The 19,272-nt window shown below is 68.2% G+C and carries 18 protein-coding genes; 12 read left to right on the forward strand and 6 right to left on the reverse strand.

The genetic code is table 11. The annotated features are described in order from the left end of the window. Nucleotides 1-263 precede the first annotated feature (263 nt). The gene (gene mnmA, locus A7E77_RS04735; protein WP_063686214.1) at nucleotides 264-1,376 is read left to right on the forward strand and encodes a tRNA 2-thiouridine(34) synthase MnmA; all 1,113 of its coding nucleotides are present in this window, start codon (nucleotides 264-266) and stop codon (nucleotides 1,374-1,376) included. Continuing rightward, on the forward strand, nucleotides 1,373-1,627 hold the full coding sequence (locus A7E77_RS04740; RefSeq protein ID WP_063686217.1) for a UvrB/UvrC motif-containing protein: 255 nt from the start codon (nucleotides 1,373-1,375) through the stop codon (nucleotides 1,625-1,627). The genes mnmA and A7E77_RS04740 overlap by 4 nt, the downstream gene beginning before the upstream one ends. Before the next feature lie 146 nt (nucleotides 1,628-1,773). Here A7E77_RS04740 and A7E77_RS04745 read toward each other — a convergent pair whose 3' ends face one another. From A7E77_RS04745 to pdxH, 3 genes are read right to left on the reverse strand one after another with little or no spacing between them, the layout of a single operon-like run. Next, on the reverse strand, nucleotides 1,774-2,571 hold the full coding sequence (locus tag A7E77_RS04745; protein ID WP_063686219.1) for a PhzF family phenazine biosynthesis protein: 798 nt from the start codon (nucleotides 2,569-2,571) through the stop codon (nucleotides 1,774-1,776). After that, complete coding sequence (locus A7E77_RS04750; protein WP_017979898.1) at nucleotides 2,571-3,524, reverse strand: cation diffusion facilitator family transporter; 954 nt, start codon at nucleotides 3,522-3,524, stop codon at nucleotides 2,571-2,573. The genes A7E77_RS04745 and A7E77_RS04750 overlap by 1 nt, the downstream gene beginning before the upstream one ends. Next, complete coding sequence (gene pdxH, locus A7E77_RS04755) at nucleotides 3,521-4,099, reverse strand: pyridoxamine 5'-phosphate oxidase (RefSeq protein ID WP_063686220.1); 579 nt, start codon at nucleotides 4,097-4,099, stop codon at nucleotides 3,521-3,523. Before pdxH ends, A7E77_RS04750 begins: the two co-directional genes overlap by 4 nt. A gap of 233 nt (nucleotides 4,100-4,332) precedes the next feature. Here pdxH and A7E77_RS04760 point away from each other — a divergent pair, with 233 nt between their 5' ends. The 4 genes from A7E77_RS04760 to A7E77_RS04775 all read left to right on the forward strand — a co-directional run bounded on the left by A7E77_RS04760 (nucleotide 4,333) and on the right by A7E77_RS04775 (nucleotide 11,301). Further along, a complete protein-coding gene (locus A7E77_RS04760) occupies nucleotides 4,333-5,208 on the forward strand; it encodes a Ku protein (protein WP_063686226.1) in 876 nt (291 codons plus the stop codon). Next, the gene (gene ligD, locus A7E77_RS04765; RefSeq protein ID WP_063686228.1) at nucleotides 5,201-7,705 is read left to right on the forward strand and encodes a DNA ligase D; all 2,505 of its coding nucleotides are present in this window, start codon (nucleotides 5,201-5,203) and stop codon (nucleotides 7,703-7,705) included. The genes A7E77_RS04760 and ligD overlap by 8 nt, the downstream gene beginning before the upstream one ends. A 231-nt stretch (nucleotides 7,706-7,936) precedes the next feature. Then, nucleotides 7,937-10,411: a circularly permuted type 2 ATP-grasp protein gene (locus tag A7E77_RS04770; RefSeq protein WP_063686230.1), complete on the forward strand. Its 2,475-nt coding sequence runs from the start codon at nucleotides 7,937-7,939 to the stop codon at nucleotides 10,409-10,411. Between the two features lie 11 nt (nucleotides 10,412-10,422). Further along, the gene (locus A7E77_RS04775; protein ID WP_063686232.1) at nucleotides 10,423-11,301 is read left to right on the forward strand and encodes a transglutaminase family protein; all 879 of its coding nucleotides are present in this window, start codon (nucleotides 10,423-10,425) and stop codon (nucleotides 11,299-11,301) included. 131 nt (nucleotides 11,302-11,432) lie between these two features. Here the strand turns inward: A7E77_RS04775 and A7E77_RS04780 are convergent, their stop codons facing one another. After that, nucleotides 11,433-11,696 carry a hypothetical protein gene (locus A7E77_RS04780; RefSeq protein ID WP_063686234.1) on the reverse strand — a complete coding sequence of 88 codons (264 nt, stop codon included), beginning with the start codon at nucleotides 11,694-11,696 and terminating at the stop codon, nucleotides 11,433-11,435. Nucleotides 11,697-11,793: 97 nt separating this feature from the next. Between A7E77_RS04780 and A7E77_RS04785 the strand changes: the two genes are divergently transcribed. From A7E77_RS04785 to A7E77_RS04810, 6 genes are all read left to right on the forward strand, one after another. Beyond that, a complete protein-coding gene (locus A7E77_RS04785) occupies nucleotides 11,794-12,735 on the forward strand; it encodes a DnaJ C-terminal domain-containing protein (RefSeq protein ID WP_043061215.1) in 942 nt (313 codons plus the stop codon). After that, the gene (locus A7E77_RS04790) at nucleotides 12,693-13,679 is read left to right on the forward strand and encodes a YihY/virulence factor BrkB family protein (protein WP_018250645.1); all 987 of its coding nucleotides are present in this window, start codon (nucleotides 12,693-12,695) and stop codon (nucleotides 13,677-13,679) included. Before A7E77_RS04785 ends, A7E77_RS04790 begins: the two co-directional genes overlap by 43 nt. A 12-nt stretch (nucleotides 13,680-13,691) precedes the next feature. Continuing rightward, a complete protein-coding gene (gene fabI, locus A7E77_RS04795; RefSeq protein ID WP_078462230.1) occupies nucleotides 13,692-14,495 on the forward strand; it encodes an enoyl-ACP reductase FabI in 804 nt (267 codons plus the stop codon). Continuing rightward, nucleotides 14,495-15,013: a GNAT family N-acetyltransferase gene (locus A7E77_RS04800; RefSeq protein WP_043061213.1), complete on the forward strand. Its 519-nt coding sequence runs from the start codon at nucleotides 14,495-14,497 to the stop codon at nucleotides 15,011-15,013. Before fabI ends, A7E77_RS04800 begins: the two co-directional genes overlap by 1 nt. Beyond that, complete coding sequence (aroC, locus tag A7E77_RS04805) at nucleotides 15,010-16,080, forward strand: chorismate synthase (protein WP_063686238.1); 1,071 nt, start codon at nucleotides 15,010-15,012, stop codon at nucleotides 16,078-16,080. The genes A7E77_RS04800 and aroC overlap by 4 nt, the downstream gene beginning before the upstream one ends. A gap of 68 nt (nucleotides 16,081-16,148) precedes the next feature. Continuing rightward, on the forward strand, nucleotides 16,149-16,574 hold the full coding sequence (locus tag A7E77_RS04810; protein WP_063686240.1) for a hypothetical protein: 426 nt from the start codon (nucleotides 16,149-16,151) through the stop codon (nucleotides 16,572-16,574). 62 nt (nucleotides 16,575-16,636) lie between these two features. On the opposite strand, the gene A7E77_RS04815 is transcribed toward A7E77_RS04810, so the two are convergent. Next, entirely contained in the window at nucleotides 16,637-17,926 is a 1,290-nt protein-coding gene (locus A7E77_RS04815) for an adenylosuccinate synthase (protein ID WP_063686242.1), read from the reverse strand. A 188-nt stretch (nucleotides 17,927-18,114) separates the two neighbouring features. After that, complete coding sequence (locus A7E77_RS04820) at nucleotides 18,115-19,215, reverse strand: ATP phosphoribosyltransferase regulatory subunit (RefSeq protein ID WP_063689719.1); 1,101 nt, start codon at nucleotides 19,213-19,215, stop codon at nucleotides 18,115-18,117. Nucleotides 19,216-19,272 lie beyond the last annotated feature (57 nt).

The following is a 19,272-nucleotide window of genomic DNA, read 5'->3' on the forward strand; positions in this document are numbered from 1 at the left end:
GTCGGAACGGAGCGCCGGTGGCACACCCTGCCGCGTCGCCACATCCGCCACGGCCGCGGACAGATCGCGGGGAAGCCGGCTGACTTCGCTACGTCTGTCGAAACCGGGAAAGCTGAGATCCAACGCGGCTGCACTCGTGTTACTCACTAAGGAGAAACGGCTTTATCCCGGTTCGGGTGAAGGTCGGGTAAAGCCCGGTGCAAGAATATGTGAACCATCCTTACTTTGCGGTTCCACCGCCATCGGCGTATGAGAAGACCGTTATGGACGACACGGATTTCCAGCTGCCCGCCCCCCTGTCCGCGCGGCGCATCGTCGTTGCCATGTCGGGCGGCGTCGACAGTTCGGTGGTGGCGGCGCTCGCCGCGCGCACCGGCGCCGAGACGATCGGCGTGACCTTGCAGCTTTACGATCATGGCGAGGCGACGGGGCGCTCGGGCAGCTGCTGCGCGGGCCGCGACATTCGCGACGCACGCGCCGTCTGCGACCGGCTGGGCATCGCGCATTACGTCTTCGACCATGAAAGCCGATTCCGCGAGACGGTGGTCGATACCTTCGCCGACGCCTATCTCGCCGGCCAGACGCCGATCCCCTGCGTTCAGTGCAACACCGGCCCCAAATTCACCGACCTGCTCGCTTTGGCGCGCGATCTCGGTGCGGACTGCCTTGCAACCGGCCATTATGTCCGTCGCGTCGCGGGGGCCGCTGGCGCCGAGTTACATCGCGGCGCCGATCCCGCGCGCGACCAAAGCTATTTCCTGTTCGCGACGACGCAGGAGCAGCTCGATTATCTGCGCTTTCCGCTCGGCGGCCTGCCCAAGGCGCGGGTGCGCGAGATCGCGGCGGAGATGGGCCTCTCGGTCGCCGGCAAGCCGGACAGCCAGGATATCTGTTTCGTCCCCGACGGCGATTATGCCGGGCTGGTCCGCAAGCTGCGGCCCGAGGCTGACACGGCAGGCGATATCGTCGACCTCAACGGTACGAAGCTCGGCACCCATCGCGGCATCATCCACTTCACCGTCGGCCAGCGCCGCGGCCTCGAGATCGGCGGCAGTCCCGAACCGCTCTATGTCGTGCGGGTCGATGCCGCGAGCCGGCAGGTCGTCGTCGGCCCCCGCGCGGCGCTGGCGGTGGCGGCGGCGCGACTGAGCGGCGTGAACTGGATCGGCGGCGACCATGACGGGCCGCTCACCGCCAAGGTGCGTTCGATGGCCAAGCCGGTGCCGGCGCGACTGGCGGGCGACCGCCTACTGTTCGATGCGCCCGAATATGGCGTCGCGCCGGGCCAGGCGGCGGTGCTCTACGCTGGCGACCGGGTACTCGGCGGCGGCTGGATCGCAGCGACCGAAGCCGCAGCGCTCGCGGCGGCGGCATGACCGTTTCGATCGCGGCGCTGCAGGCGGAAATGGAGGCAGCGGCGGAAGCGCTCGATTTCGCACGCGCCGCGGAACTGCGCGACCGCATCAGCCTGTTGCGCGCCGGCGGCGAGGACGCGGACCCCGCCGGCCTGACGCGCCAACAGCCCGGTGCGATGGGCCTCGGCACGAGTCGCCAGCAGGTCGAACCGCCGGCAGGATGGGTGAAGCCGAAGAAACCCGATCCGATGACCAAGGGGCGGAAGCGGTAGGCCTCCGCGCGCTGGCCTGCCCTTCCCTTCGTCATCCCGGCGAACGCCGGGATCCATGGTTGCGGGTCAGACGGTAAGACACGAACCATCAGCGGCATCGCGTCCATGGATCCCGGCGTTCGCCGGGATGACGAAATGTGGCCACCCTACGGCAGCAGAAACGTCCCCTCGATCACCGTCACGCAGGCCCCGCCCAGCACCACACGCTCGCTCTCCAACGCGCAGGAGAGCAGCCCGCCGCGCTTGCTCGCCTGATACGCCGTGAAGCGATCGCACCCCAGCGTCTGCGCCCAATAGGGCACGACCACCGCATGCGCCGCACCCGTCACCGGGTCTTCGGAAATGTCGTAATAAGGCGTGAAGGCACGGCTGACGATGTCTGTCGCCTGTCCCCGCGCGGTGACGATCGCGACGATCGGGCCCTCTGCGGTCAGCGCGCGATCGTCGGGGCGGACGGCGCGCACCGCCGCCTCGTCGGCGAGTACGACCACGGCATAGCCCTTGTCATGCCACAGCGTCTCGACTGGATCGGTCACGCCCAGCGCCGCGACGACGCCGTCCAACGGCTTCGCGCTCGGTCCCCATGCCGGCAGCGCCACGCGATAGCGGTCGCCATCGCGCGCCACCTCCAGGATGCCCGCCTGCCGCGTCGCGAAGCGCACCCGCGTCAGCGCCGCATCCGATGACAGCACGAAATGCCCGCTCGCCAGCGTCGCATGGCCACACAGCGCCACCTCGGCGGCGGGGGTGAACCAGCGCAGATCGAAATCGGCGTCCTCCCCGTCGTGCGGCACGATGAAGGCCGTCTCGCTGAGGTTGTTCTCGCTCGCGATCTGCTGAAGCACGTCATCGGCCAACCACGCGGCGAGCGGCATCACCGCCGCCGGATTGCCGCCGAACGCGCGTTCCGCAAAGGCATCGATCTGGGCGAAGGGGATGCGCATCAATAGCCGACCCGCTTGCCGAACCAGTGCGGCGTCACGTCGGCCTCGACCAGCGGATTGTCGGTATCGACATGGCCCTCGGGATCGAGGTGGATCAGCACCTCCACCTTCGGGAACATCTGCCTGAGGTTGCGCTCGACGCCCTCGACGATGTCATGCGCCGCGCCGACCGTCAGGTTGCGATCGACTTCCATGTGGAATTGCGCGAAGTCGTGGCTGCCCGAGCGGCGCGTGCGGAAATCGTGGATGCCCTTGAGGCCCGGCTGGCGCGCGGCGACGTCGAGGAAGGCGGCGCGCTGATCCTCGGGCCATTCCTTGTCCATCAGCTGGTCGATCGCGTTGGACGACGCCTGGAATGCCCCCCAGGCGAGCCACAGCGCGATCGCGATACCGAAGATCGGGTCCGCCTTGTGCCAACCCAGATACTGGTCGACCACCAGAGCCAGGATCACCGATCCGTTGAGCAGCACGTCGGACTGATAATGGACGTTGTCCGCCATGATCGCGACCGAACCCGTCGATCGGATGATGCGGCGTTGATACCACAGCAGCACGATCGTCGCGACGATCGCGATCAGCGACACGCCAATGCCGAATTCGGCGTCCGCCGTCGGCCCGTTCTCGCCCAGCGCGGTGATCGCGCGCCATGCGATGCCCGCCGCCGATGCGGTGATCAGCGCGACCTGGAACAGAGCGGCCAGCGCCTCCGCCTTGCCATGGCCGAAGCGATGATCGTGATCCGCCGGCGTCGCCGCGAGCCGCACGCCGTACAGCGTCACGAGGCTGGCGAGCAGATCGAGCGCGGTGTCGGCCAAGCTGCCGAGCATCGCGACTGATCCGGTGTGCCAGGCCGCGAAGCTTTTCAGCGCCAGCAGGAAGCAGGCCATGCTGACGCTGGCGAGCGCGGCGCGGGTCGCCAGCGGCAGGAAACGGCGTTGTTCGTCGCGCGTCATGGGAACAGCAATCCTTCGGTCCAGCCCGAATCGGTCCGCGTGAACAGGCGGCGTTCGTGCAGACGATGCGCACGATCCTGCCAGAATTCGATCGCCTGCGGCGTCACGCGATAGCCGCCCCAATGCGGCGGCCGCGGCACGTCCCCATCCTCGAACCGGGCCTGCATTTCGGTGAAGCGCGCCTCGAACGTCTCGCGCGTATCGAGCGGCCGCGACTGGTCCGATGCCCAGGCGCCCAGCTGCGAATCGCGGCCGCGCGACGCGAAATACGCATCCGACTCGGCGTCCGTTGCCCGCGTTACCGCGCCCTCGATGCGAATCTGCCGGCGCAGCGACTTCCAGTGGAACAGCAGCGCCGCCTTGGGCACCGCCGCCAGATCGCCCGCCTTGCGGCTTTCGCGATTGGTATAGAAGACGAAGCCGTCGGGGCCATGCCCTTTCAGCAGCACCATGCGCACCGACGGCTGCCCGGCGGCATCGACGGTCGCGAGCGCCATCGCATTGGGGTCATTGGGTTCGCTGTCTTTCGCCTCGGCATACCAGGCATCGAACAGCGCGAAGGGATTGTCGGCCATGGCCGGCCCCTTAGCGGAAAATGGCAGCAAACAAAAATCCTCCCCCGCCAGGGGGAGGTGGCGCGGCGAAGCCGTGACGGAGGGGGAGGTGAACGGCGCACGTCATTTATAGGACACCGCTGCCCTCCCCCTCCGTCAGCTGCGCTGCCACCTCCCCCTGGCGGGGGAGGAATTGGCGGGAACGACTCTTTCTCCCATGAATTGAATCGCTTCCGCAACGGAAAGCCCTCGCAATGCCCGCACGCGCCTATTGGCAAGGACAGATCCGGCTCGCGCTGGTGTCGATACCGGTCGAAATCTATTCGGCGACGAAAAGCGGTGCCAGCGTCGCCTTCAAGCAGATCCACGAACCCAGCGGCAAGCCGATCCATTACGAGAAGGTCGTCACCGGCGTCGGCCCCGTCGACACCGACGAGATCATGAAGGGCTATGAGGTGTCGAAGGGCGAGTTCGTGCTGCTGGAACAGGACGAGATCGACGCGGTGAAGCTCGAATCGAAGAAGACGCTGGAGCTGACCCAGTTCGTCGACGCCGACGAGATTCCCGTCCTCTATTACGAAAAACCCTATTTCGTCGTGCCTGCGGACGATCTGGCCGAAGAGGCGTTTATCGTGCTGCGCGAGGCGCTGCGGCGGACGAAGAAGGTGGGCCTCGGCCAGCTGGCGATGCGCGGACGCGAATATGTCGTCAGCCTGAAGCCGTGCGGCCGCGGTATGGTTTTGGAAACGCTGCGCTACGCCGACGAGGTGAACAAGGCGCAGAGCTATTTCCGCGAGATCCCCGATGCCAAGCCCGACAGCGAACTGCTCGACCTTGCCGAAGCGCTGATCGACAAGAAAAGCGGCGCTTTCGATCCGCAGGAGTTCCACGACCGCTACGTCAATGCGCTGAAGGACCTGATCGAGCGCAAGCGCAAGACCAAGGGCAAGGTGATCGAGGAGGCCGACGACGACACACCCGCCAAGAGCAGCAACGTCGTCGATCTGATGGCGGCGCTGAAGAAGTCGATGGAGAAATCGGGCGGGTCGGCAGCCAAGGCCGCGCCGGCGAAAAAGCCCGCCGCGAAGAAGGCCCCCGCCAAACGCGCCCCGGCGAAGAAGCGTGCCTGAGACGGACCCGCTCGCCCGCTACAACGCCAAGCGCGATTTCGCGAAGACGGCGGAGCCGGCGGGTACGCTCGCGCCCGGCAACGGCAACAGCTTCATCGTCCAGAAGCATGACGCCACCCGCCTCCATTGGGACTTCCGCCTCGAAGCGGACGGCGTCCTCAAAAGCTGGGCGGTGACGCGCGGCCCCAGCCTCGATCCCGACGAAAAGCGGCTCGCGGTGCGGACCGAGGACCATCCTTTGTCGTATGCGACGTTCGAAGGAACGATCCCCGAAGGGGAATATGGTGGCGGCACGGTGATGCTGTGGGACCGCGGAACCTGGGCGCCAGTCGCGGGCAAGTCCGCCAAGGACATTGAGAAGGGCCATCTCCACTTCGTCCTCGATGGCGAGCGGATGAAGGGCGAATGGCTGCTGATCCGCCTGAAACCGCGCGGCAAGGAAAAGCGCGAGAATTGGCTGTTGCGTAAGATCGACGACGCTCACGCCGGCGGGACGGACACGTTGGTCGAGGAAGGCCTCACCAGCGTCGCAACCGGCCGCACGATGGCGGAGATCGCCGACGGTAAGTCCTCCCCTGCTTCGCATGGGAGGGGAACCGCCCGCGCAGCGGGTGGTGGAGGGGCAGCCCCGCGCGCGACGCGTGCGAAAAAGGGCAAGAAGGCCAAACTCCCCGCCTTCCAGAACCCCCAACTCTGCACCTTGGTCGACAGCGTGCCCGCCGGCGCCGGCTGGGTGCACGAGATGAAATACGACGGCTATCGCGCCCTCGTCGCGGTCGCGGATGGAACAGCCAAGGTCTACACCCGCAACGGCCTCGACTGGACGGACAGATTTGGGGGGATAGCAGAAGCTGCCGCCGCCCTCCCCGTGTCCTCCGCGCTGATCGACGGCGAGATCGTCGCGTTCAAGGATGGCAAGCCCGATTTCTCGACGCTGAAGGACGCGATCGGTGCGGGCGGCGCGATGACGCTGTTTGCCTTCGATCTGCTGTCGCTCGACGGCGAGGATTTGACCGGCCTGACGACGGTGGAGCGCAAGGAGCGGCTGCGCGGCATCGTCGGCGACGACGGACGGCTGCAATTCTCCGAACACGTCTTGGGCTCGGGCGAGCAATTGTTCGATGCGATGTGTCGCGAGGGGATGGAAGGCGTCGTGTCGAAACGCGCCGATGCGCCCTATACCGGCGGCCGCAACCGGACGTGGTTGAAGGCGAAATGCACGCGACGCCAGGAATTCGTCATCCTCGGCTGGGTGCCGTCCGACAAGCGGCGGGGCTTCAAGTCACTGCTGCTGGGCGTGCGCGAAGGCGCTGGCAAGGCAGGGAGCTGGCGCTACACCGGCAAGGTCGGCACGGGCTTCGATACCGCGACGATGGACGATCTGGCCGAACGCCTTGCGACGCTCAAGACGGACGCACCACCGGTCGACGCGACCGCGCTGAAGCCCTTCCGGGCCGCCATCCGCGGCGCGCGCTGGGTTCGCCCCGAATTGGTCGCGGAGATCGCCTTTGCCGAAACGACGCCCGATGGCCTGCTGCGCCACGCGAGCTTCCTGGGCCTGCGCTGCGACAAACCCGCCGATACGGTCGTCGTGGAAGTGCCCGAACCCGCCCCCGACCAAGGGGACACGCCAGCGATCCACGTCAAGGTCAGCAATCGCGACCGCGTGATCTTCCCCGAAAGCAACGTCACCAAGAGCGAGCTCGCCGATTATTACGCGGCGCTCAGCCCGATCATGCTGCCCTGGGTCGCGCGCCGCCCGCTCAGCCTGGTCCGTTGTCCGCAAGGCCGCGCCAAACAATGCTTTTTCCAGAAGCACGACGCGGGCAGCTTCGGCGAACACGTCCACCATGTCGACGTGCGCGAAAAGGACGGCAGCGTCGAGCCCTACCTCTACGTCGACAGTGCGGACGGTCTGGTCGCCTGCGTGCAGATGGGCGGCATCGAATTTCACGGCTGGGGGAGCCACGTCGACGCGATCGAGATGCCCGACCGACTGGTGATCGATCTCGACCCCGACGAGGGCCTGGGCTTCGCGGACACCAAGGCGGCCGCCGATCACGTCCGCGCGCAGCTTGCCGAGATCGGCCTCGTCAGCTTCCCGTTGCTGTCGGGCGGCAAAGGCGTCCATGTCGTCGTGCCGCTCACGCCCCAGGCGGAATGGCCCGCGGTGAAGGACTTCGCCGACCGCTTCGCGCGCGCGCTGGCCGCGGCGGAGCCGGACCGCTTCGTCGCGGTTGCGACCAAGGCGAAGCGGAAGGGCCGCATCTTCATCGACTATCTGCGCAACCAGCGTGGCAGCACCGCGATCATGCCCTATTCGGCGCGGGCCCGGGCCGGCGCACCGGTGTCGGCGCCCGTGTCGTGGACCGAGCTGCGCGACATCGACACGGCGGCGCGCTGGACCGTCCGCGACGCGAACGAACTGCTGAAGCGCGCGACGTCGCGGGCGCTGGCCGGCTGGGGCGTGGCGGATCAGGTGCTGCCGGACGTGTGAGGCGTTCAATTCCTCCCCCGCCAGGGGGAGGTGGCACCGCGAAGCGGTGACGGAGGGGGAGGATACGGCTTACTGGTCGAGTGCGGAACCGCCCCCTCCACCATTCGCTTCGCGAACGATCCCCCTCCCCCGGCGTTGCCGAGGGAGGACGTGACGGCACATCCCTGTTGCATCCGCCCCAGCATGTGTAGACGGTGCGCCGCACCAAAGGCGGGGGACGAACGGACAGCGATGGCGACGCAGGCGGCGCCCATATTCGATGCCGAGACGCATGCCCGGCGCTGGATCGCCGACTATTGCGCGCGCACGCGCGGCGGCGACGTGCTGTGCGACAGCGGCGATCCTGCCTGGGGCGCGATGTTCGCCGAACTTGCCAGCGTCGCCTCCGACGACCTCGACCATGTCCGCGAACGCGTGCGTCGCCACGCCGCCGACATCGGCACCGGCTTTCGCATCATCGGCGAGGCGGACGAGCGCCCCTGGCCGGTCAGTCCGGTGCCGCTGCTGATCGAGGCAGACGAATGGGCCGGCATCGCCCGCGGCGTCACGCAGCGCGCCGAGTTGATGGAGACGGTGATTGACGATCTCTACGGCCCGCAGCGCCTTGTCGAGCGCGGGTTGATCCCGGCGGCGCTCGTTACCGGCAGCCCCTATTTCCTGCGGCCGATGGTGGGGCTGGATCCGCCCGGCGGCAAGCATCTGCATTTCATCGCGATCGACCTCGGCCGCGGGCCGACCGGCGAATGGCGCGTGCTCGCCGATCACCTGCGCGCGCCCGCAGGCGCCGGCTATGCGCTCGAGAACCGGCTGGCGGTCAGCCGCACGCTTGGCGGATTGCAAGCGCGACTCAACGTGCAGCGGCATGCGCCCTTCTTCGCCGCCTTCCGCGCCGGCATTGCCGCCATGTGCCGCCGCGCCGACCCACGCATCGGCCTGCTGACGCCGGGGCGGTATAACCCGAGCTATCCCGAACAGGCGCATCTCGCGCGCTATCTCGGGCTGCTGCTCGTCGAGGGCGCCGACCTCGCCGCGCTCGAAAACCAGCTCTACGTCCGCACCATCGCAGGCCTCAAGCGCATCGACGCGCTGTGGCGACGGGTCGATCCGCGCATGCTCGATCCGCTGGCGTTCGATTCCCACTCGCAGATCGGCGTCGCCGGCCTCATCGATGCGTATGCCGCGGGCAATGTCGTGCTGTCGAACGCACCGGGCGCGGGCGTGCTGGAGGCACCGGCTTTCGGCGCCTTCCTGCCGCAGCTCGCAACGCGGCTGCTGGGCGAGAGCCTGCATCTGCCCAATATCGCGACCTGGTGGTGCGGCCAGCCGACCGAGCGCGCTCGCGTCGCCGAAGACCTCGACCGCATGCTGATCGGCACTGCCTTCGGTCCCGCCCCGCTCGGGTTGCCGCAGGGCCGCACCGTGCATGGCGGCGAGCTGGACGACGACGCCAGGGCGATGCTCCTCGCCGACATGGATCGGCGCCCGCAGGATTATGTCGGGCAAGAAATCGTCCGCCTGTCGACCATGCCCGTCGTCATCGGTGATACGCTGGAACCGCGCCCCTTCACGCTGCGCGTCTTCGCGGCGCGCGACGCGAGCGGCGGCTGGACGGTCATGCCCGGCGGTTTCGCCCGCATCGGCGAGGCGACCGACCCGCGCGCCAGCGTGCTGGGCGAAGGCCTGTGGTCCGCCGACGTCTGCGTCCATGGCGCCGAGGCGGTGGAGCCCGTCTCGCTCCTCCCCGCCCCCGATTCGCACAACGTCCGCCGCAACCCCGGCACCCTGCCCAGCCGCGTCGCCGACAACGTCTATTGGCTCGGCCGTTACTTGGAGCGCGGCGAGGCACTTCTCGCGGCGATCCGCGTGATGCTGGGCCATTCGATCGCGGCGGACGGCGGGGCGGCCTTGTCCGACGCCACCGTCGCCAAGCTGGTCGGCCTGATCGCAGGCAATGGTGCGGCGCCCCATCCCGATTCGATGCGCCGCGGCGACCTCACCGCCTTCGCGCGCATCGCGATGGAGGACGAGGGCTGGCATTCGGTCGCGAAGATCAACCGCCTGGCGCGTAGCATCGGCGAAGGATCGCGCGACCGCCTGTCCGCCGATATGATGCGGCTGCTCGAAGCGCCCTTCCCCACCCATCGCGGCATGCTCGACCGGGCGGGCTCGCTCCAGCGCCGCTATGCCGCAATCCTCGGCCTGTCGGCAGAGCATATGGGGCGCACCGCGGCCTGGCGCTTCCACGACATCGGCCGGCGTATCGAACGCGCCATCGCGATGACGCGCGCGCTGCGGCTGTTCGGCATGCCCGGCGCGACCGCGGACGATCTGTCGACCCTGCTCGACCTCGCCGACAGCCAGATCAGCTATCGCCAGCGGTATCTGACCGGCATCGCGCGCGTCCCCGTCGTCGATCTCGTCGCGCTCGATCCCGGCAATCCGCGCAGCCTCGCCTATCAGGCCGAGCGCATCACCCAGCGGCTCGCCGACCTGCCGGTGCTGAGCGACGACGGCATGCCCGAACCGCAGCAAAGCCACGCCGCCGCGCTCGCGGCGACGCTGGCGATGACCGATGCGGCGGCGATCGACGCCGATGCGCTGGGCGATATCGAGCGGCGCCTTGCGCAATTGTCCGACGCGATCGCGCGCCGCTACTTCCTGCAAGGCGCCGAGCCGCTGCGCGCCGTGGGCCTCACTCTGGCATGACTACCAACCCGATGCGTTACGACGTCCGCCACGTCACCCGGTTCGACTATGGCGGCAACGTCAAGTTCGCCCGCTGCAACCTGCGGCTGAAGCCGATCGACTGGCCGGGGCAGGTGCTGGAGGATTACCGCCTGACCGTCGAGCCCGCCGGGCGGACGAGCACGGGCCTTGCCGAAGCGGGTCTCGCCCATGTCACGCGACTGGTGGTCGATACGCCGGTGCGCAGCCTGACGATCGAGAGCGTCGCACGCCTGACGGTCGACCGGCTGGTGCCTGTGCCCGCCGCCGACGACCCCACGCTGGGCGAGATCGCCGCGCTGGCGCTCGCCAGCCGCGATCTGTCGGCGGCGGGGCCGGCGAATTACCTGTTCCCCTCGCCCCTCATCTCGCTCGACCGCGACATCGCGGCCTATTGCGCGGAGGACCTCGCGCCCGACCGCGGCAGCCTGGAGGCGGGGATCGCGCTCGCCCGCCGCATCCAGCGCGATTTCGCCTTCGATCCGCACGCGACGCTGGTCGATACGCCCCCGCGCGAGGCGTTCCGGCAGCGCAAGGGCGTGTGCCAGGACTTCGCGCAGATCATGATCACCGGCCTGCGCGCCGCCGGCCTGCCCGCGGCCTATGCCAGCGGCTATATCCGCACCATCCCGCCGGAGGGGCAGCCGCGGCTGGTCGGGGCGGACGCGACGCACGCCTGGGTGCTGTTGTGGTGCGGCCCGTTGCGCGGTTGGATCGGGCTCGATCCCACTAACGGCATCTGGATGGCGGGCGACCATATCGTGATGGCGGTCGGCCGCGACTATGCCGAGATCGCGCCGGTCGATGGTGTGGTGCTGGGCTCGCAGGCGCAGAGCATGTCGGTCAGCGTGGACGTGGCGCCGCTCACCTGACCCCTAGTTTGTCATCCCGGCGCACGCCGGGATCCATGGACAGGAAGCCGCCGACGTTGCGCACGCCATCGGCCCCATCGCGACCATGGATCCCGGTGTGCGCCGGGATGACGAAGGTTAGGGAGCCGGGACTACTTCGTCACCGCATTCGCGTTGCCGACATCTTCGTCCGTATCCCCATCACCCGTGCCGGAATAATCCATCCCGCTCTGCCCGCCATGACCCAGGAAGCCACCGCCGACCCCGTCGCGGTCTTTCGTGTCCTTGCCCGTATGCGGGTTCGGATACGCGCCGCCGTTGCTCTCGCTCGCGGACTTGCCGCCCGGCGCCTCGACGCCGTCGTTCGATCCGCCGCGATCCGTGCTCATCGCCTGCGTGGGCTGTGTGTCGGTCATCGTCACTCTCCTCGATGACCCACCAACGAAGCAGCCACCGATTGCGTTGCGGCGCGGCCTCCCCCACATAGGTTCATAATACACCAACGGGGAACCAATGGCCGATCCATATCAGACTTTGGGCGTCGCGCGGGGCGCGTCCGAGGCCGACATCAAGAAGGCGTATCGCAAGCTCGCCAAAGAGCTGCATCCCGACCGCAACAAGGACAATCCGAAGGCGGCCGAACGCTTCAGCCAGGTGACCGGCGCCTACGATCTGCTGACCGACAAGGACAAGCGCGCGCGCTTCGATCGCGGCGAGATCGACGGCGACGGCAACCCCGCCTCGCCCTTCGGTTTCGGCGGCGGTGCGCGGCCTGGCGGCGGGCGCACCAATGCGGGCGGCGGCTTCAGCAGCGCCGGCTTCGAATTTGGCGCGGGCGACGCCGACATGAGCGACATTTTCGAAGGATTGTTCGGCGGCGCACAGCGGGGCGGTGGTGGCGGCTTCGCCAGCGGCTTCGGCCGCCGCCCGCAGCCCAAGGGCGCGACGATCACCTACCGGTTGCAGGTGCCCTTCGTCGACGCGGCCACGCTGGCGCCGCAGCGCGTGACGCTGGGCGACGGCAAGGCGATCGACCTGAAGCTGCCCGCCGGGGTCGAGACGGGCACCCAGATGAAGCTCGCCGGCAAGGGCGAACCCGGCCCGGGCGGCGCGGGCGACGCGATCGTCGCGATCGAGGTGCAGGGCCATCGCTTCTTCACACGCGACGGCGACGACGTGCGGCTCGACCTGCCGATCACGCTGACCGAGGCGGTGAAGGGTGGCGCGGTGCGCGTGCCGACCGTCGACAAGGCGGTGATGCTGACGATCCCCAAGGGCACCAGCTCGGGCAAGACGCTGCGCCTCAAGGGCAAGGGCTTCCACAAGAAGGACGGCAGCCGCGGCGACCAATTGGTCACGCTGATGATCGACCTTCCGTCCGATGATGCAGCGTTGCAACAGTTTGCCGACGGATGGCAGGACCCACGGAACCCGCGCGCCGCGATGGGCGTCTGACGGGGGTAGTGACCGATACGACAGCCCTGACCCCCGAAGCCCGTGCGCATCTGCGAAAGGGCGCCCGTCATCAACTGGCCAAGCTGAAGCCCGGCCCCGCCGCGATCGAGGTCGTGAAGCGGGCGGGACTCGGCGTGTTCAACGATGGCTTCATCCACGCCGGCAATCTCGCCTATCTCGCGCTGATGACGGTGTTTCCGTTCTTCATCACCGCGGCGGCGGTGCTGTCGTTGCTGGGGCAGAGCGCGGAAACGCAGCGTGCGGTCAGTTCCTTCCTCCACGTCCTGCCGCCCAACGTCGCCGATATCCTGCGCAAGCCGATCGCCGACGTACTTGTCGCGCGGACGGGATCGCTGCTGTGGCTCGGCGGCCTCGTCGGTCTGTGGACCGTCGGCAGCTTCGTCGAGACGATCCGCGACATCTTTCACCGCGCCTATGGCGTGAAGGCCAGCGTGCCCTTCTGGCGATCACGCCTGTCGTCGTCGGGCGTCATCATCCTGTCGGTCATCATCGCGCTGATGAGCTTCCTGGTGCAGGGTATCCTGACCGCGGCCGAACAGTTCATCTATCGCCTGCTGCCCTTCGCCCGCGACGCCGCGGGCTGGGTCGGCCTGTCGCGCCTCATCCCCGGCCTCATCATGTTCGGGGCACTCTACCTGCTGTTCTACTCGGTGACGCCGGGCAAATATCGCCACAGCGACTGCCCGAAATGGCCAGGCGCGCTGTTCACGGCAGGCTGGTGGGTCAGCATGACCGCGCTGCTGCCGCTCGTTCTTAGCCAGCTGGGCGGCTACGACCTCACCTACGGCAGCCTCGCGGGCGTCGTGGTCATGCTGCTGTTCTTCTATCTGATCGGTCTGGGCCTCGTCTTCGGCGCCCATCTCAACGCAGCACTGGCGGAACCCCCCGAACCGGCGCTACAGGAGGCCGCGACCACAGGATAAGGTAATGAGCGCGTGACGGGTTTGATGGCAGGCAAGCGGGGGCTGATCATGGGCCTCGCCAACGACAAGTCGCTGGCCTGGGGCATTGCCAAGCAATTGTCGCAGCAGGGCGCGGAACTTGCCTTTTCCTATCAGGGCGCCGCGATGGAAAAGCGCGTGCGTCCGCTCGCCGAACAGCTCGGTGTCGCCCGCCTGTTCGATTGCGACGTGTCGGACATGACGGCGCTGGATGCGACCTTCGCGGCGCTGGCGCAGGAATGGCCGACGATCGACTTCGTCGTCCATGCGATCGGCTTTTCCGACAAGTCGCAGCTGCGTGGCAAGTTCTACGACACCACGCTCGACAACTTCCTGATGACCATGAACATTTCGGCCTATTCGCTGGTCGCCGTCGCGCAGCGCGCACGGGCGATGATGCCGCAGGGCGGGTCGATCCTGACGCTCACCTATTATGGCGCGGAAAAGGTCATTCCGCATTACAACGTCATGGGCGTCGCCAAGGCCGCGCTGGAAACGAGCGTGAAGTATCTCGCGGTCGACCTCGGCCCGGAAAACATCCGCGTCAACGCCATCTCGGCCGGGCCCATCCAGACGCTGGCGGCGCGCGGCATCGGCGATTTCAACTACATCCTGAAGTGGAACGAGCTGAACAGCCCACTGCGTCGCATCGTGACGATCGAGGATGTCGGCGGCGCGGGCGTCTACATGCTGTCCGATCTGTCGGCGGGCGTCACCGGCGAAATCCACCATGTCGACGCCGGTTATAACGTCATCGGCATGAAGGCAGAGGACGCGCCCGACATCGCGCTGGCGTGATGCCGACGATCCGCCCCGCCGCTGGCCGCGACGTCGCCGCGATAGACGCGCTGCTGCGCGACTGTTTCCCGGCACCCGACGAGGCGACGCTGGTCCGCGACCTGTGCGTGGAGGGCGACATGGTGCTCGTCCTCGTCGCCGAGATCGACGGTGCGCTGGCCGGCCTTGTCGCGTTCAGCCGGATGCGGGTCGACGTCGGCGGCAAGTCCGTTGCTGCGGTCGCGCTGGCCCCGCTCGCCGTCGCGCCGGAATGGCGCCGACAGGGCGTGGCGGAGGCGTTGGTCGCCGCCGGGGTCGAGCAGCTGGAGGCGGCGGGTATCGTGCTCTGCTTCGCACTCGGCGAACCGGCCTTCTACACCCGCTTCGGCTTCGCCACCGATGTCGCGAGCGGGTTCGCGTCGCCCTATGCGGGCGACTATTTCATGGCGCTGCCGCTGCAGGGCGGACTGATCCCGTGCGGCGTGCGGGGCGAGGCGGCGCATGCACCCGCCTTTGCGCGACTGGGGGCATCGCAATGAGCATCAACAGCTTCGGCCATCTGTTCCGCTTCACCACCTGGGGTGAAAGCCACGGGCCGGCGATCGGGGCGGTCGTCGATGGGTGCCCGCCGGGGATCGCCTTGAGCGAGACCGACATCCAACCCTGGCTCGACAAGCGCCGCCCGGGCACCAGCCGCTTCACCACGCAGCGGCGCGAGCCCGATCAGGTGCGCATCCTCTCCGGCGTATTCGACGGCAAGACGACCGGCACGCCGATCAGTCTGATGATCGAGAATGTCGACCAGCGCTCGAAGGATTATTCCGAGGTCGCGCTCGCCTATCGCCCCGGCCATGCCGATTACGCCTATGACGCCAAATATGGCTTTCGCGATTACCGCGGTGGCGGGCGGTCGTCGGCGCGCGAGACGGCGAGCCGGGTCGCGGCGGGCGCGGTGGCGCGGGCGGTGATCCCGCAGGTCAAAATCCGCGCCTGGGTCGAGGCGATCGGCGGCGACCGGATCGATTACGCCGCATTCGACGATGCGCAGATCGACGCCAACCCCTTCTTCTGCCCCGACGCTGCCGCCGCCGCCCGCTGGGAAGCGATCGTCGATGCGGCGCGCAAGTCCGGGTCGTCCGTCGGCGCGATCGTGGCATGCGAGGCGACCGGCGTGCCGGCCGGATGGGGTGCGCCGCTCTATGCCAAGCTGGACAGCGAACTCGCGTCGGCCTGTATGAGCATCAATGCGGTGAAGGGCTTCGAGATCGGAGACGGCTTCGCCGCCGCCGCGCTGACCGGCGAACAGAATGCCGACCCGATGCGCGCCGGCAATACCGGCCCCCGCTTCCTCGCCAACCATGCAGGCGGCATTGCGGGCGGCATCGCCACCGGCCAGCCGGTCACCTTGCGCGTCGCGTTCAAGCCGACCAGCTCGATCCTGACCCCCGTCGACACGATCACGCGCACCGGCGAGGAGACGCAAATCGCCACGAAAGGCCGCCACGACCCCTGCGTCGGCATCCGCGGCGTGCCCGTGGTCGAGGCAATGACGGCATTGGTTTTAGCGGACCAAGCGTTGCTTCACCGGGGCCAGATGGGCGGCTGAGGCCGCGAAGGGCGGAACACTCTCCATGCTAACCCGTTGGGGTCAAGCAATTTTTGCAGGAGAGAACAATGCGTAAGGTCCTTCCGATCATGGCAGCTGCCATGCTGATCCCGACCGCCGCTTTCGCCCAAACCACGATGGGCGGTTCGACCACCGGCTCCATGGGTGGCCAGACGACGACCACGTCGCCGACCGACCAGAGCACCACCACCACCACAACGCAAAGCCGTTCGTCCAAGTCGATGAAGCGTGGCCGTAGCGGCACCGCCGGCATGAACGGCAGCACGACCGGCACGACGAATTCGACGACGACCACCACCCCCGCCCCGGGCACGACCGACACGATGGGCGGCATGACCGGCACCGGCACGGGTAGCACCACCGGTACGATGGGTGGCACCGGCACGACCGGCACCATGGGCGGCACGTCGACCACCGGAACGATGGGCGGCAGCATGGGTGGCACCACCGGCACCACCACGCCGACCCCGTAATCTTTGGCTAACGCCTAAAAAAGGGCCGGGTGGCTTGGCTACCCGGCCCTTTTTTCATGTCGTCAGTCGGCGAAGGGATCGCGGACCAGGATCGTGTCCTCCCGCTCGGGGCTGGTCGACACCAGCGCGACCGGGCAGCGGATCAGCTCCTCGACGCGGCGGATATACTTGATCGCCTGCGCCGGCAGGTCTGCCCAGCTGCGCGCGCCTGCCGTCGACTCCTGCCAGCCTTCCATTTCTTCGTAGATCGGCTCGACATTCGCCTGATCCGCGGCATGCGCCGGAAAATAGTCGAGCTCCGCGCCGTTCAGGCGGTATCCGGTGCAAATCTTCACCGTCTCGAACCCGTCGAGCACGTCGATCTTGGTTAGCGCGATGCCGGTAATGCCGCCGACCGCGGCCGACTGACGCAGCAAAACCGTGTCGATCCACCCGCATCGCCGCTTTCGCCCCGTCACCGTGCCGAATTCATGGCCGCGCTGGCCGAGCCGCTCACCGGTCTCGTCGTCCAGCTCGGTCGGGAACGGCCCCGATCCGACGCGCGTCGTATAGGCTTTGGCGATGCCGAGCACGAAGCCGACCGCCGCCGGCCCCAAGCCCGAACCGCCCGCCGCGGTGCCGGCGATCGTGTTCGACGAGGTGACGAACGGGTAGGTGCCATGGTCCACGTCGAGCAGCACGCCCTGCGCGCCTTCGAACAGGATCCGCTTGCCGCGGCCGCGCGCTTCGTTGAGGTCGCGCCACACCGGCTTGGCGAAAGGCAGGACGAAGCCTGCGATCGCGCGCAGTTCCTCGAGTAGCCCCGCCCGGTCGATCGGCGCCGCGCCGAACCCGGCGCGCAGTGCGTCGTGATGCGCCAGCAGCCGGTCGAGCTGCGGCCCCAGATCGTCAAGGTGCGCCAGATCGCACACGCGGATCGCGCGGCGACCGATCTTGTCCTCGTACGCCGGACCGATGCCGCGGCGCGTAGTGCCGATCTTGCCCGCGCCCGAGGCATCCTCGCGCAGCCCGTCGAGGTCGCGGTGGAGCGGCAGGATCAGCGCGCAGGTATCCGCGATGCGCAGCGTTTCCGGCGTCGCTGAGACACCCTGCTCGCCCAACCGCTCGATCTCGGCCTTGAGCGCCCAGGGGTCGAGCACGACGCCATTGCCGATCACCGACGGCGTGCCGCGCACGATGCCCGACGGCAGTAGCGATAATTTGTAGACGTTCTCGCCGACGACAAGCGTATGGCCGGCGTTATGGCCACCCTGGAAGCGCACGACCATGTCGGCCCGCTCGGCGAGCCAGTCGACGATCTTGCCCTTGCCCTCGTCGCCCCATTGCGCGCCGATGACTGCTACGTTGGCCATGGATACAGGTCTCCGCCTGCCGGCGTGATCCCTTGCGCCCTTCGACAGGACTCGGCGCAACGGATGGTCCTGAAATGCGAGGGCGCAGCTACCGGCATGCGTGCGGCGGGTCAACCGGGTAGTGGTGGATCCCCCTCAGCCTCCTGGGCTGTCAAAGGGTGAGGGCGAGAACGAAGCGATCTCTGGAACTAGATCGCCCGCGCCGTACCGTCCGCGTACACGTGCGTCGCCAGCTGCGCCTGGGGCGTATCGTCCGCCTCCAACGCCGCGACCGTGACCCAGCCCGCCGCGCGCATCGCCGCACCCGCCTCGGCCGGCGTGCCGAAGGGCAGGAACAGGCGGCGGCGCTCGACCGGACCCGCCGTCGCCAGAATCGCGTCGGCGTAGAGCGAGAAGCCCGTGGCAGCCTCCTCCGCCCCGCCTTCGTGCATCACGGTATAGGTCCCGCCGCGGCCCACCTCGCGCGGCGCCCCGGCGATGAACAGCGAGAACCCCAGCCACGTCTGATATTCGAAGCCATGCCGCTCGGTCGGATCGAGCGTCAGCGTGACGCCGTCCCCCAGGCCGGCGGCGATCGCGGCCAAGCCATCGAGCCGGCTCGCCAACACGCCATCGCGGTCGAAGGCGCGCAGTCGCTCCAGTGCCGATGCGAACGGCCCCGCCGCCTCGACCAGCGGCAGATAGTCCGGCGCCAGCGCCGCCACCGCGCCGGCATCCTTCGCGTCCAGCCGCTCGCGCAACGTGTCGATCTTGTCTGCCGCGACCGGGAATGGCCCGGCGGCCAGCGTATCGACCAGATCGGGCAAGGTGAAGTCGATCGACAGGCCGCTCGCCCCCGCCGCGGTCAGTGCCGATACCGCGACCGCCACCACTTCCTGCGCTGCGGGGATCGAATCGAGCCCGATCAGCTCGCAGCCGATCTGCCGCCATTCGCGCGCCGGTGCGAGTTCGGGGCTGCGCAGCTTCAGCACGGGGCCGGCATAGGACAGGCGCACGGGCCGCGGATGATGCCCCATCCGCGTCGCCGCGATGCGCGCGATCTGCGCGGTCACGTCCGGCCGGATCGCGAGCGTCCGCTGCGACACGGGATCGACGTAGCGCACTGCATCGGTCAGCGCGCCGTCCTTCAACCGCGATCCCAACGCATCGGCATATTCCACCAGCGGCGGATCGGCACGTTCATAGCCATAGAGGCGGGCCGCCTCCAGCGCGCGCGCCTCAATCGCCGCGGCGGCATCGGCATGGGGCGGCAGGCGGTCGCGAAAACCTTCGGGAAGCAGGGGAGTCATGATCACGCCGCCCTATCGCCAGCCGCGGGACCGGGCAACGCCGTATCGCGGCGCTGC

It is taken from the genome of Sphingomonas sp. NIC1, from assembly GCF_001638925.1.
In the GTDB taxonomy this organism is placed as follows: Bacteria; Pseudomonadota; Alphaproteobacteria; order Sphingomonadales; family Sphingomonadaceae; genus Sphingomonas; species Sphingomonas aquatilis.